Source organism: Blastopirellula sediminis (assembly GCF_020966755.1).
GTDB lineage: Bacteria > Planctomycetota > Planctomycetia > Pirellulales > Pirellulaceae > Blastopirellula > Blastopirellula sediminis.
The window spans coordinates 1999309-2011949 of the sequence record NZ_JAJKFT010000010.1 but is presented as its reverse complement, the minus strand read 5'-3'; the positions used below and the strand labels follow the sequence as shown (position 1 = coordinate 2011949).

Below are 12641 nucleotides of genomic sequence, written 5' to 3'. Positions count from 1 at the left end.
GACAGATTCATGACGGTTCCCAGTTTGGCTCAAACGACCCTGTATTGTAGGTCGAATCGGCGTGGGAACCAAGGAAGCGCGGAGCACGCGTCTGGGTGAAAAGCTGCGTTATTCCCGCGAATTCAGGCAATGGGGTTAGCGCGGTTGCGAATGTCCGCGACAATCTCGCTTTTCCCCAGCAACGCTTCCTGCCTGAGCCTGTCATGCACTTTCTCGCCGACCAACCGTTTTGGGTCGTCGCCGCTTTCATCTTCTGCACGCGAATTCTCGACGTGTCGATCGGCACGCTGCGCACCATTTCGGTGGTGCAGGGTCGACTCGGATTGTCGGTTTGCCTTGGTTTTTTTGAGGTGCTGATCTGGACGATCGCGATCTCGCAGGTCATTTCCGGGATCGGCGAAAACCCAGTCTATCTGTTCGCCTACGCGGGGGGATTCGCCGCGGGAAACGCAGTCGGGATTCGCCTGGAACGGTTTCTCGCTCTCGGCCACGTCGTGGTCCGGATGATTTCGCCCCATGACGGACTGAAAGTCGCCAAAGCGCTCCGGGAAGAGAAGCAGCGAGTTACGACCTTCACCGGCGAAGGACGCGAAGGGCCGGTCCTGCTGATCTATATGAACTGCCACCGCCGGAAGCTGAAACGGCTGCTCAAGATCGCGATCGAAAACGATCCGACTCTCTTTTACACGGTCGAACCGGTCCAATCGCACAACGAAGGACTGAACATTCCGCTCCCGCACCGGACCGGCTGGCGAGCGTTTTTGAAGATGAAATAGTTGGTCCGTGCTATCAACCTGCGCGAATCAGACTGCAATTAAACACAACAAACCGACGCTATTTTGCGCGTAAAGGGCATTGTTTTTCCGGTATCCCCCTATAAACTAAATTTTAATAAATTACCCTTTTCGATATGCGCATCCCTTCTGAGAGTCGCACCCGTGAGAACTCCCGGCTTCTTTCTCACCCTGATTTGCGGAGCTTGTCTCCTTCTTAGCGTTGGATGTGGAGGAGCGCCGTCAGACGCTCATTCCGTCACCGGCAAAGTGCACAACGGCGGCGAGTTGCTGAAAGTCGCTAACGCTGAGATCGGCGTCGGCAAAGTCGAAGTGACCTTCTATCGCGTCAACGAAGCAGGCAAGCCGGACGAATCGAATCCGATGAGCGCCATCGTCGATCCGGCGACCGGCGAGTTTCGTCCCGGAGGTCCGACCGGCGCCGGCTTGCCGAACGGTACTTATAAAGTCGCAGTTCGCCAGTGGGATCCCTATCCCGAGGTGGACGTCCTGAAAGGAAAGTTCGACGCGGCCCATACGCCGATCGAACTGGTGGTCGACGGAACCAAAACGCTCGACATCGACCTCTCGAAATACTAAACGATTTTCCTCCGTCCCTCGTCATCCGCGACCTGGGACGCCTACGCCTTTTCAACTCAAACGGCGGAGCGTGATCCTGACCTGATTCCTTCAGCGCCTCGCCAATATCTTTTCATCCCTCTTCCCTATCAGGAGTTCCCTCATGCGTTCCACTGGAAGACGACGGCGCGGCTCCGGGTTCACCTTGGTCGAGTTACTAGTCGTGATTGCGATCATCGGCGTTCTCATCGCATTGCTGCTGCCGGCGGTACAGCAAGCCCGCGAAGCGGCCCGGCGAATGCAATGCACCAACCAGCTGAAACAAATCGGCCTGGCCTGGCACAACCACCACGACACGTACAAGACGTTTCCAACCGGCGGTTACCATTGGTCGTACCACGTTACTTATGTCAACGGCTCGCCGGCGACCGGCAAACAACAAGGCGCCGGGTGGGGCTTTCAGATCTTGCCATTCCTGGAACAGACTGCGGTCTGGGAAGGGGGCGGAGCAACCGACGACCTGGGACGCTCGATCGTAGCGATGGGCTCGCCGATTCCGACCTTCTTCTGTCCGTCGCGTCGCGGGGCGATCGCATTTGGTCCGACGAATGACTGGTACGCCTTTGGTCCCGACAAACTTTGCTTGTCCGCAACGAGAAACTTCTCTCACGCCGGCACCGACTACGCCGCCGCCAACGCCGAGGGAACCGGCATCCTGGCTCGGCCAAGCGATTCGACCGGTTGCAGCAGTTCGACCCCGACCGGCCCGAAGAACGGCTTTCGTCAGGATATCGGCATGCACAGCATCACTGACGGCACCTCCAACACAATCATGTGCGGCGACAAACGGTTGAACATCACCAAACTCTTCACCTATCAGGGGGACGACAACGAAGGTTATACCTCCGGCTGGGACCACGATACGGTTCGCTATACGAATCGCATTCCGCTTCCCGATCCGAAGATCAACGACGGCGAACAACGTTTCGGCTCGTCCCACATCGGCGGCTTCAACGCTGCGCTGGCTGACGGAAGCGTCCGCAACATCGCCTATCAAATCGATCTGACGACGTTCACTAATCTGGGAAACGTCCACGACGGCCAAGTCATCGACTTGAACTGACGCGAGCGTAACGCGAAGGTTCAATCCACGTACGTTCCGGCGGCGCCGTCCGTCGGAACGTTTTTTTATGCGCCGATCGCGAGAATTACATCTCGATATCTTCGTCGATCACTTCCGCGTTGTAGGGATGGTAGCGACGATGGAGCCAACGCATCGTCACTCGTCCGAGACTAATGACGATCATCAATAGCGGCGGCATCGCCAACGCGACGACGATAAACAGATAACGACGCGGCAACGTATCGCTGGCATAGTTGAACGCATAGTAGCCGAGCGAAGCGGCCGCACAGCAAAAGAAGGTCGTTACCAAAAGCCCGGTAATGGTAATCTTGGGAACCCAAACCTGCTTGAAGGTCGAGTACCCCAGGATCTGAGCGATCAGAGCGCCGAAGAACATCCCAAACGGCACGCTGACGACTGCGGCGAACGTACCAATTATCACCGCCGCCGCCCAAGGATTCACGCTGCTTTGATACAAGCTGGTGAGGGCGATGATCAGCCCCACGGTCACAAACGCGGCGAAAGCGATCAGCACGGTAATCGCTCCGGCGATGTAGCGGCCGCTGAGATTCAACTCGCTGAACCGACCGGGAATCCGTCGCGGCGAAACGGGTTCCCTCGTTCGCTGGTCGGCCATGGCTCGCTCCTTACATGCCGAACGGATAAGGCGTCGGCTTGTGCAAGCGCTGAACTTCGGCCAGAAGTCGGCCGTAGCTGAGCTCATCGTCGACCGGCACGATCGCATAGCAACCGTTCTGACAACAGCAATCGAGAATCACCTGGCGTGAGTTTGGGGTTTGGAAACCTTCGGTCGACGGTTCGTGTCCGGTAAGGAAGTATTGAGCCCCGGTCTGCTCGGCGAACGCATCAGCGTTCTCCTGGCGGAAATCGCGTCCCCACACCATACGGCCGACATCTCCCTGGCAGGAGAGATCTTCTTCGGCGAGCGGCCGATCAAAGACGGCTGGATCAAACGGCTTTTGGTCGCACTTCTCCGGCAGGCTGTGGCAGATCAGCAGGCGCTCACCCGCTTTCACGCCGATCGGCAGGCTACGGAGAAAGTGGAGATAGGAGTCGCGGACGTCGGCGGTCCGGTTGCCGTACATCTCTTGCAGTCCGGCGCGGAACATCAGGTTGAGCATCTTCCCCCCTTTCAGAATAGGGAAGTCGACCATCTCGGCCAGTTCATGATTGCTCAACAAGAAATGAACGCGGTAGGGATATTCACAGACCAGCTGGGCGACGTCCTCCAGCATCAAATGCGACATGCAGCCCCCCCCTTGCGGATAAGTGGGGCCGCCGTGACAGACTTCTTGCAAAACCAAGTGTCGTTCCGGGTTAGCGTCGAGAGCCGCGAGCTCGAGGATCCGCTGGAAGTTGCGCCGATTGCCATGCAGGTCGGCCGTCACCATCACGTCCGTAGCTCCCCCCCCGGTCGAAAGCGTCACCAGGTTGCCGTGCCGGTTGGGATTGCTGAGGTTGATATCCGCCGCTTTCAGATAGCGCGTGATGACCTGGTCAGCAAGAGAAGTTTCTACAGACATGTCTTCGACTGGCGGAATCGCGCGAGAAAAGGAAACGAGCACATGGCCGGAGCAACCACTAATTGTTGCCAGTTGATCCGTTCTAGGCAAACGCGATGCGGTCTATGACGGTTGTAACGGCTTTTCCGGAGCCAAGCATTAGGGGATACACCAGGAATTCCCTGAATTTTTCTCCGCCCGCCCGATTTTATCTTAACTTTCAGATAGGCGAAAACCGCCTGTGCCTCATCCTCATCTATTCGGACTAGTGCGTCATGTCAGCAGAGCGTCGAACGTCGATTCGCTTTCCGGTAATGCCGGAAAACGTAAACGGGCGTCTGGTGCTCGGGAAAGAGGAGTTCCGCGTCCGACTGCTGGATGAGTCGATGGCTGGATTTGCGATCGAACTCGAAGTAGCCAAGACTCGCCTGCAAACCGTAAATCCAGAGCACGAAGAAGAGTTCTTTCTTTTTGGCGAGATCGCCCAACTCATCCTGAACAGCAGCGCCTTCGAGGTTCAGGTCACCAGCGTCGGCTTCAAGAACCCGCCGCCGGACAGAAAACTCCATCCAACCAAAGCTCTCCTACGCGTTGGGGTTCGCATTATTCGCGAAATCTCCGCGGTTGAATTTCATCGAGCCGCTTGGCGTCGCGCTGCGGCGATTATCTTCGTCGCCGCGTCGATCACGTTCGGCGTTTCGCTCGGCATGTTCAAAGACCAACTGCTGACCGCCGGCGGTTCCGAGGACGGCTCACTGAGCGGGCTACTGGCGTCCATGTCGCAAGAATGGAACCAGTACGCCTCCGGGGTGAGCGCTCCGCGGCATGACGGTCTGAATGTGCTCGCCAGTCAGGGACAACAACTCCATCTCTTCGCCCAGAAGTTGCGGACTGATCCAATGCCGCGGCGCGTGCAACGCATCACCGCGATGGGAAGTCCCGAAGTCTGGCAGTCGATGAATCTGAGCGAACAGCAGCAGACCGACATTCATAAGATTTTGCTGGAAGCGAACGCCCATTTTGAGCGTATCTGGACCGTCTATCGCGAGTTCAAATCTGAACTCGAAAACCGGATCGCGGCCTATCTGGATGAGGTCGAAATCCGCATTCTGTCGCAACTGACGTCGGCTCAAGCCCAGTCGTGGGCGCAGATCGGCCTCTAATCTAAGCCGCTTGCGCGGCGCTGCTAGCAGCAGCCATTCGTTCCGAAGATGACGAATTATTCAATATTCGGGTTTCTACCGCCGATTTAGCAGATGGAGAGCCAATTGCGCGTCGACTCCCGCAGAGCCGGCCAGCGCTGACAATACGACCCGGACCAGGCCATACGAATCCAGAAGGTAGAGAGATGAAACGAATCGCGCTGCTCGCCGCAGTGACCGCCATGACGGTCGGAAGCGTCGGTTGCCATCACATCGGCGCCAACCCGTGCAGAAACCCGACCAGCGTTAGCGCTCCTCCGGCCGTGGCCGATGGCGCCGGCGCGATGGGCGCCGGCGGCTATTCTCCGGAAGTCACCTATCCGTACTACACGACCCGAGGTCCGCGCGACTTCCTGAATCCGTGCCCGTATAGCCCGGGCTACTAAATCAAAATTGTTCGCGTGCGGCGTTCATCTCACGCCGCAGCGGATGATCTCTCGACAGGCGTCGCAAGCAGCAAGCGACGCTTGTCGCGTTTCTTGGCCGCAGCAAATGCGTCGTAGGGTCCGCACAGCGGACCGAAATGAGAGGCGCAAGCCGAGGGAATTCACATCGCTGAGAAGTTGGTCCGCTACGCGTTGTGGGACGACGCTTGCGGCTGCAAAAGCGTCTGATACGCTAGCAGAGCGCGAAAGAGATCGCGGGAGACCAGGACAGTTTCGTCCTGGACTTCGTCCTGCAGCGCTACTCCGCAACGCCGCGCGTCTTCGATTAGCTGGAGTAATTCTTCCAGGCCGATCGCGATATCCGCCGCAGCAGGCTGCGCGGCGCCGCTCTCCGGAAGGGCTTTCGTCCCGGGAGTTCGCTTTGCGTCGCCGACGACGATCTCTGGCGTTTCGCTGGAAACGTCCGGGGTCGATACGTCTTCGGGACCAAAATAAACGCGTAAGTGCGGGGCCATTGCGAAATGTCCTAGCGACAACGGTTCGGGATGGATCGTCGACGCGATTCGCACTGCGCCGACCTCTCCGCCTACCCTTCGATTTCGGCAAAATGCCGCCGACATATCGCAAAGAATCGCTGCAACTGCTTCGCAATAGCGACGATCGGCTCACCGCACCCGCGCAATCCGCAAAGTTCGCCAAAGTCGGGACGATTGCGATTGCGCAAGGAGTGAAAAGACGCCGGATAGGGGAAATCTGTGTTAATTCTTGGACCTTGCCGCTTCGCGAATCCTTGACAACAAAATCGGTAGCCCCTAGATTGCCGGTCTGGCGTCCCATGCGCAGACGCCGCTCTGACAAGCCTTTGATTCGCGCCGTCGCCCTGATTTTGCAATCGCGCGTCTCCCACCTGATACCCGTTGGCGAATATGGAAATCACAGTCTCGTCTGACCTCAACATCGTGGCTCGCGAACTGGGGCTGCCGGTCGACCAAGTTCAGCGTACCGTCGAATTGTTGGATGATGGGAATACCGTTCCCTTCATTACGCGATACCGAAAAGACGAAACCGGCGGCTTGGACGAAGAGCAGATCCGCAAGATCCAGGCCCGTTCCGCCGCGCTCCGTCAATTGGAAGAGCGGAAGCAGACGATTCTTAAATCGATCGAGTCGCAAGGAAAGCTGACCGAGAAGCTCGCCGACAAGATTCAGAAGGCGCCGACCACCAAACTGCTGGAAGACCTCTATCTTCCCTTCAAGCCGAAAAAACAGTCGCTGGCCACCCAAGCGCGACAACGCGGACTGGAACCGCTGGCCGACGAAGTGATGGAAGGTAAAGTAGCCGCCGCCGATCTCGAATCGCGAGCGGCTGCTTTCGTAAACCCCGAGAACGATCTCCCCGACGTCGCCGCCGTCCTGCAGGGCGTACGCTACATCCTGGCGGAAGAGTTCGCCGAAAACGCGATTCTCCGCGGACGGCTTCGTAAGTTCATGTGGAAGACCGGCTCGCTGGTCACCACCCGTATCGAACAATCGGCCGAAAACGCTGGCGGCAAGGACCATCACGACGAAGACGAAGATTCGGACGACTTGGTCGACGAAGTGGTAACCGATTCGGCGCCGACTGACGAAGATGAGCCGTCGGAAGAAGCGTTGAGCGACGATGAATCCTCGGCGGTCGAAGCGTCGGCCAGTGAAGGGGAAGCGGTCGTTCAACCCGCCGCGACGGTTGATCCCAAACGCCGCGCCCTGCAAGAGCAACGCCGCGACAAACGCCGCAAGCAAAAAGACCGCGAACGCAGCAAGAAAGAAAAAGCGTTCAAGGACTACTACGACTATCGCGAACCGATCTCCAAGATCCCGCACCATCGCGTGCTGGCGATCAACCGTGGCGATCGCACCCGCTTTATCCGCGTCAAAATCGAATGCGACTGGGATCGGCTGTACGCGCTGGCGGAAGAAACCGCCATTCCGGCCGGTCACCCGCAGGTCGAATTCTTGAAGCCTTGTTTGCGCGACGGCCTGCAGCGTTTGATGCTGCCGAGCCTGGAACGAGAAATTCGCCGCGAACTGACCGAACATGCCGAAGAGCATGCGGTCGACGTCTTCGCGTGCAACCTCCGCAAACTGCTCCTCCAACCGCCGGTGCATAGTCGTCGCGTGTTGGCGGTCGATCCCGGTTTCCGCAGCGGCTGCAAACTGGTCGCCCTCGACCAGTTCGGCACGATTTTGGAACAAGGGGTCATTCACCTGATCGGCCCGGAAGATCGCGTCGCTCGCGGTCGTCAGCGCCTGGTCGAAATGATCCGCCAGAATGCGGTCGACATCGTGGCGATCGGCAACGGCACCGCGTGCCGGGAGACCGAAAACCTGGTCGCGTCGATCATCTCCAAAGACATCACCGACCGTGAAGTGGTCTACGTTATCGTCAATGAAGCGGGCGCGTCGGTCTATTCGACCAGCGAATTGGGACGCGAAGAGTTCCCCGACTTCGACGCGACCGTCCGCGGCACGATCAGCATCGGCAGACGCTTGCTTGATCCGCTGTCGGAACTGGTGAAGATCAACCCGTCGAATATTGGCGTTGGGCTGTATCAGCATGACGTCAAGTCGAAGCACTTGAAAGAGACGCTCGACAACGTCGTCGAATCGTGCGTGAACTACGTCGGCGTCGACGTGAATCAGGCCAGTCCGGCGCTACTCAGCTACGTCTCGGGGCTCAATCAACTGACCGCGCGTCGTCTCTACGAATACCGCCGTCAGAATGGTCCGTTCAAGTCGCGCGAAGATTTCAAAAAGGTGGCCGGCTTCGGCGATTCCGCGTTCGTCCAAGCGGCGGGCTTCTTGAAGATTCGGGATGGCGAAAACCCGTTGGACGCCACCTGGATCCACCCCGAGAGCTACGAAGTCGCCGAAAAGGTCTTGGCGAAACTCGATGCGACGATCGACCAGGTCCGCACCGGCAAGCCAGCCGAAGCGGCGAAGCCGATCCACGTCGAACCGACCGATCCGGCGGAACCCGGCGTTGATTTGCCTCCGGCCGAAACCGCTGTCGCCGAAGCGACCGAAGCTGTTGCCGCCGAGGCCGCTCCGGTCGAAACGCCTGCCGCCGAAGTTGCAGCTCCGGAAGCTGCGGCCGTAGAAGCGCCGGCGCCGGCCGAAACGCCAGCTCCTGCCGCTCCGGTCAAAGCGGAAGCTCCTTCCGCCGCGCATGCCGAGTTGGTGAAGAAGATCGCGGGAGTCTCGGCCGAAACGCTCGCCGCTGAGCTTGAAGTGGGCGAACACCTGACTCGCGACATTTTGAATTCGCTGTCGCGTCCCGGTCGCGACCCGCGTGCCGACTTCCCGCCGCCGCTGTTCCGTCGCGGCATCATGAAGCTGGAAGATCTGCGTCCCGGCATGGAACTCTCGGGCACCGTGCTGAACGTGGTCGACTTCGGCGCGTTCGTCGACATCGGCCTGCACGACAGCGGCATGGTCCACATCAGCCGCCTGGCGAACCGCTACGTCAGCGACCCGCACGAAGTGGTCAGCGTCGGAGACGTGATCACCGTCTGGGTGGTCGAGATTGACAAGGATCGCCGCCGCGTTTCGCTTACCGCAATTGAGCCGGGTACCGAAAAGCCGCTGCCGGCCCCGGAAGAAAAGAAGCGAGTCGATCGCCCCGAACGAGCCAAGCGTCCTCCGCGCGAGAAAAACCGCCAGGGGAACAAGCCGCAACAGGGACCGCACGGCAAGCCGAAATCGAAGTCGTTCGTCGCCAAGTCGAAGCCGACTCCGGTGAAGCCGATCTCCGAAGCGATGAAAGAAGGAAAAGAGCCGCTCCGTTCGTTCGGCGACCTTGCTCAGTTCCTGAATCAAAAAGAAGAGAAAGACAAGAAGTCGAAAGGGAAATAGTTCCGCTCGGCTTCGCAGGAAGGAGTCTCTCGCCCCACCCTTCCTCGATTCAAAGCGGAGCGACTTGCACCGCCCCTTTCGCTTCCTCCCGCTCGCCCAGCAGCGACCGAAAGATTCATGAACGATTTTGAAGACCGTCTGAAAAAAGCGATCCAACGCGGCGAAAAGCGAAACGCCGCGAAGTCCGAAGCGATCCGCGCTCAGGCTCTCAGCGAAGAAGAATGCAAAGAGCTGCATAGCAAGCTTCGCCTGCAACTTTCCGACTACATCGAAAAGTGCGTCAGCGCTTTGCCGAACTACTTCCCCGGCTTTCAGACCGAAACGATCTACGGCGAAAAAGGTTGGGGCGCCGCTTGTTATCGCGACGACCTCGATCTGACCGGCGGCAAGCGTCGCAGTTTGTATAGCCGACTCGAAATGACGATTCGCCCCTACTCTTCAGTGCATGTTCTCGAATTGGTCGCCAAGGGGGCGATTCGAAACAAAGAGACCTTCAACCGCAGCTATTTCGAGAAGCTGGGTGAAGTCGACGTCGACACGTTCACCAACTACATCGACGTCTGGGTCATTGAATACGCCGAGATTTACTCCGGCACGAAGACCTAATTCGCCGAACTTCCGGGGGGCGGACGATTGAGAATTTCGCCCATCTCGGCGATAATGCGGACTCTCGAATCGCTCTGACATCGGAAGTCGAATATGTCCGCTCCAGCGCCGCGCACCTTCGCCGAATTCTTCGCCGGCATCGGACTTGTCCGCCTTGGTCTGGAACGAGCAGGCTGGGAAGTCCGCTTCGCCAACGACATCGACGCCGCCAAGCATCGCCAATACGAAGGGCACTTTGGGCCGGATGAGTCGTTCGTCCTGGGGGACGTCCATCAGCTGGACGCTTCGGCGATGCCTGACGTGACGCTCGCCACCGCGTCGTTCCCTTGCACCGATCTGTCGCTGGCCGGGGGACGGAAAGGTCTCGGCGGCGCCCAATCGTCGGCGTTCTGGGGTTTTCACGACGTACTGAAACGTCTCGGCGGGCGTCGTCCGCCGCTGGTTTTACTGGAGAACGTCCCTGGGCTGCTCAACTCGCACGGAGGCGCCGATTTCGCCGCCGTCCTCACCGCGCTGAACGACCTTGGCTATCGCGTCGATCCGATCATGCTCGACGCCAAGTGGTTCACGCCGCAAAGCCGGCTTCGCTTGTTCGTGATCGCCAAAGCGGTCGATGACGATGATGCGATCGCTCCGGAAGAACTGACCCCGTCACAGCTTCGTCCTGCGGCGCTGGTCGACTTCGTCCAGCGCCATCCCGAAATCATCTGGAGCTGCGCCGAGTTGCCCGATCCGCCGGCCGCCAGCAGCGACAAACTGGCCGATATCCTTGAGAAGCTCTCGGACGATGATCCCGCTTGGTGGTCGGACGAGCGCGCCGAATACCTGCTCAATCAAATGAGCCCGCGTCATCGCGCCGACGCCGATGCGATGATCGCTCGCCGCCGCTGGACCTATGGCGCCGTCTTCCGCCGCGTACGACGTGCGCCGGACGGCGAGAAGCGTTCGATGGCCGAAATGCGGACCGATGGGCTGGCCGGCTGCCTTCGCACGCCCAAAGGGGGCAGCGGGCGGCAAATCCTGTTCAAAGCGGGTTACGGCCGCTACGCCGTGCGACTGCTGACGCCGCGCGAGTGCGCCCGGCTGATGGGCGCCGGCGAGTTTACGATTCAAGGATCGAACAACGACGCGTTATTTGGATTTGGGGACGCCGTCTGCGCCAGCGTGCTGACCTGGATCGGCGACAACTACCTCAACCGCCTGACGAGCGAATGCTGCTCGCCGCGGCAGCTGGAACTTTTTTGCCGGTAGCGCGAATGTCCCGCTCGACCGATAATTTTGATCCCGAAAGTCGCAGCGAGATCATGCGGCGGGTCCGGTCGAGCGACACTCAGCCAGAGCGGATAGTTCGGAGTCTGGCGCATCGGTTAGGATACCGCTTTCGGCTGGGAAGAAGAGACTTGCCGGGGAGCCCTGATTTGACTTTCCCTGGCCGCCGGAAAGTAATTTTCGTACACGGCTGCTTCTGGCATCAGCACAGCTGTGCGAAAGGGCAACGTCCGTTGCCGAAACAGAACGCGGATTATTGGCGTAAGAAGTTAAGCAGGAATCAACAGCGTGATCGCCAAGCCCTAAAATCCCTGCGAAAACTGGGGTGGCGCACGCTTATCGTGTGGGAATGCGAGACAAAAAGGGGGAACTGGCCTCGATTGGCCCAAAAACTGCGTAAGTTTTTGGCCGATTGAAGGAGAGTTGGCTGGATTCTGTTGGGGGGGACGTAAAAACCTGGATTTGGTTCGGGTTTGTTGCTTTCGACGTCGGTTCGGCTATTCTGGAATGGATGTTTTCGTAAACCGCGAAGACTTCCTATTTCCCCAGGCCTTATCTCGCGATCCAGTGTCACTGAATCGTAACGACTTAATCGAGGGATGCGTCATGTCGCTTCGACTACTTCTGGCTATCGGTATCGCATCGGTAGTTGCTCAAACTGCGTCGGCCCAGTGGTACTACCAAACCGGCGCCAAAGCCGCGACTGTTGCCGAAAGCCAAGCCCGCGGTCTTGCTGACATCGTTCGCGCTCAGGGCGAATACAACCTGAACACCGCTCGTGCGGCGATCGACGTCGAAGAGGCTCGCAGCCAATACATCGAAAATCGGAACCGCGCCCAGCAAGTCTATTTTGAAATGCGTCGCCGCAACACCGAGTTCCGCGCCGAGCAGGCCGGACCGAAGCCGACCAGCGAACAGCTGTTCCGCTTCAACCAGGAACGTGCTCCGCAGCGTTTGGCTGCGTCGCAGCTCGATCCGCTGACCGGCGAAATCAACTGGCCGTTCATTCTGACCGACAAGCCGTACGACGAATATCGCGAAAAGTTGAACATGGCGTTCGCCATGCGTGCTCGCGAAGGCTCGTACGCCAACGTCGACGAATTCCGCAACGTCACCGGCACTGCGGAAGCGATGTTTGACGAACTGAAGAACCGGATTCGCGATTACCCGGCGGATAAGTACATCGAAGCGAGCAGCTTCATGCGGTCCCTGGTCTTCGACGCCCAGTTCCCGTCGGGCTAACGACCACTCGATTACTCACAACTCATCTTCCCACACCTATCTAGC

At 58.7% G+C, this 12641-nt stretch carries 13 protein-coding genes; 10 read left to right on the top strand and 3 right to left on the bottom strand.

Annotation, left to right across the window (positions count from 1 at the left end):
• The first annotated feature begins 203 nt into the window (after nt 1-203).
• The 3 genes from LOC68_RS19725 to LOC68_RS19715 all read left to right on the top strand — a co-directional run bounded on the left by LOC68_RS19725 (nt 204) and on the right by LOC68_RS19715 (nt 2475).
• Complete coding sequence (locus tag LOC68_RS19725; protein ID WP_230221921.1) at nt 204-776, top strand: DUF2179 domain-containing protein; 573 nt, start codon at nt 204-206, stop codon at nt 774-776.
• Nucleotides 777-938: 162 nt separating this feature from the next.
• A complete protein-coding gene (locus LOC68_RS19720; protein ID WP_230221919.1) occupies nt 939-1373 on the top strand; it encodes a hypothetical protein in 435 nt (144 codons plus the stop codon).
• Between the two features lie 142 nt (nt 1374-1515).
• Complete coding sequence (locus tag LOC68_RS19715) at nt 1516-2475, top strand: DUF1559 domain-containing protein (RefSeq protein WP_230221917.1); 960 nt, start codon at nt 1516-1518, stop codon at nt 2473-2475.
• Nucleotides 2476-2560: 85 nt separating this feature from the next.
• Here the strand turns inward: LOC68_RS19715 and LOC68_RS19710 are convergent, their stop codons facing one another.
• Both LOC68_RS19710 and LOC68_RS19705 read right to left on the bottom strand, forming a co-directional pair.
• Complete coding sequence (locus LOC68_RS19710) at nt 2561-3112, bottom strand: hypothetical protein (protein WP_230221915.1); 552 nt, start codon at nt 3110-3112, stop codon at nt 2561-2563.
• A 10-nt stretch (nt 3113-3122) separates the two neighbouring features.
• Nucleotides 3123-4019, bottom strand: coding sequence for a metallophosphoesterase (locus LOC68_RS19705; protein ID WP_230221914.1), 897 nt, complete (start codon nt 4017-4019; stop codon nt 3123-3125).
• Between the two features lie 254 nt (nt 4020-4273).
• Between LOC68_RS19705 and LOC68_RS19700 the strand changes: the two genes are divergently transcribed.
• Together LOC68_RS19700 and LOC68_RS19695 are read left to right on the top strand one after the other, a co-directional pair.
• A complete protein-coding gene (locus LOC68_RS19700; RefSeq protein WP_230221912.1) occupies nt 4274-5161 on the top strand; it encodes a hypothetical protein in 888 nt (295 codons plus the stop codon).
• A 185-nt stretch (nt 5162-5346) separates the two neighbouring features.
• Nucleotides 5347-5586, top strand: a complete 240-nt coding sequence (locus tag LOC68_RS19695; protein ID WP_230221910.1) for a hypothetical protein — start codon at nt 5347-5349, stop codon at nt 5584-5586.
• A gap of 185 nt (nt 5587-5771) precedes the next feature.
• On the opposite strand, the gene LOC68_RS19690 is transcribed toward LOC68_RS19695, so the two are convergent.
• Nucleotides 5772-6101 carry a hypothetical protein gene (locus LOC68_RS19690; protein WP_230221908.1) on the bottom strand — a complete coding sequence of 110 codons (330 nt, stop codon included), beginning with the start codon at nt 6099-6101 and terminating at the stop codon, nt 5772-5774.
• A 411-nt stretch (nt 6102-6512) separates the two neighbouring features.
• On the opposite strand from LOC68_RS19690, the gene LOC68_RS19685 reads away from it, so the two are divergent.
• The 5 genes from LOC68_RS19685 (at nt 6513) to LOC68_RS19665 (ending at nt 12596) form a co-directional block, all read left to right on the top strand.
• On the top strand, nt 6513-9479 hold the full coding sequence (locus tag LOC68_RS19685; protein ID WP_230221906.1) for a Tex family protein: 2967 nt from the start codon (nt 6513-6515) through the stop codon (nt 9477-9479).
• 117 nt (nt 9480-9596) lie between these two features.
• Nucleotides 9597-10085 carry a hypothetical protein gene (locus tag LOC68_RS19680; protein WP_230221904.1) on the top strand — a complete coding sequence of 163 codons (489 nt, stop codon included), beginning with the start codon at nt 9597-9599 and terminating at the stop codon, nt 10083-10085.
• A gap of 93 nt (nt 10086-10178) precedes the next feature.
• Nucleotides 10179-11336 (top strand): DNA cytosine methyltransferase, encoded by a 1158-nt coding sequence (locus LOC68_RS19675; protein WP_230221902.1) that lies wholly within the window; start codon nt 10179-10181, stop codon nt 11334-11336.
• Nucleotides 11297-11770, top strand: a complete 474-nt coding sequence (locus LOC68_RS19670) for a very short patch repair endonuclease (protein WP_315859000.1) — start codon at nt 11297-11299, stop codon at nt 11768-11770. Before LOC68_RS19675 ends, LOC68_RS19670 begins: the two co-directional genes overlap by 40 nt.
• A gap of 190 nt (nt 11771-11960) precedes the next feature.
• A complete protein-coding gene (locus LOC68_RS19665; RefSeq protein ID WP_230221901.1) occupies nt 11961-12596 on the top strand; it encodes a hypothetical protein in 636 nt (211 codons plus the stop codon).
• Nucleotides 12597-12641: the final 45 nt, after the last annotated feature.

Coding starts and splice junctions, on each gene's coding strand:
- LOC68_RS19725 (WP_230221921.1), top strand. CDS start 204: ATGCACTTTCTCGCCGACCAACCGTTTTGGGTCGTCGCCGCTTTCATC.
- LOC68_RS19715 (WP_230221917.1), top strand. CDS start 1,516: ATGCGTTCCACTGGAAGACGACGGCGCGGCTCCGGGTTCACCTTGGTC.
- LOC68_RS19710 (WP_230221915.1), bottom strand. CDS start 3,112: ATGGCCGACCAGCGAACGAGGGAACCCGTTTCGCCGCGACGGATTCCC.
- LOC68_RS19705 (WP_230221914.1), bottom strand. CDS start 4,019: ATGTCTGTAGAAACTTCTCTTGCTGACCAGGTCATCACGCGCTATCTG.
- LOC68_RS19700 (WP_230221912.1), top strand. CDS start 4,274: ATGTCAGCAGAGCGTCGAACGTCGATTCGCTTTCCGGTAATGCCGGAA.
- LOC68_RS19695 (WP_230221910.1), top strand. CDS start 5,347: ATGAAACGAATCGCGCTGCTCGCCGCAGTGACCGCCATGACGGTCGGA.
- LOC68_RS19690 (WP_230221908.1), bottom strand. CDS start 6,101: ATGGCCCCGCACTTACGCGTTTATTTTGGTCCCGAAGACGTATCGACC.
- LOC68_RS19685 (WP_230221906.1), top strand. CDS start 6,513: ATGGAAATCACAGTCTCGTCTGACCTCAACATCGTGGCTCGCGAACTG.
- LOC68_RS19680 (WP_230221904.1), top strand. CDS start 9,597: ATGAACGATTTTGAAGACCGTCTGAAAAAAGCGATCCAACGCGGCGAA.
- LOC68_RS19675 (WP_230221902.1), top strand. CDS start 10,179: ATGTCCGCTCCAGCGCCGCGCACCTTCGCCGAATTCTTCGCCGGCATC.
- LOC68_RS19670 (WP_315859000.1), top strand. CDS start 11,297: ATGCTGCTCGCCGCGGCAGCTGGAACTTTTTTGCCGGTAGCGCGAATG.
- LOC68_RS19665 (WP_230221901.1), top strand. CDS start 11,961: ATGTCGCTTCGACTACTTCTGGCTATCGGTATCGCATCGGTAGTTGCT.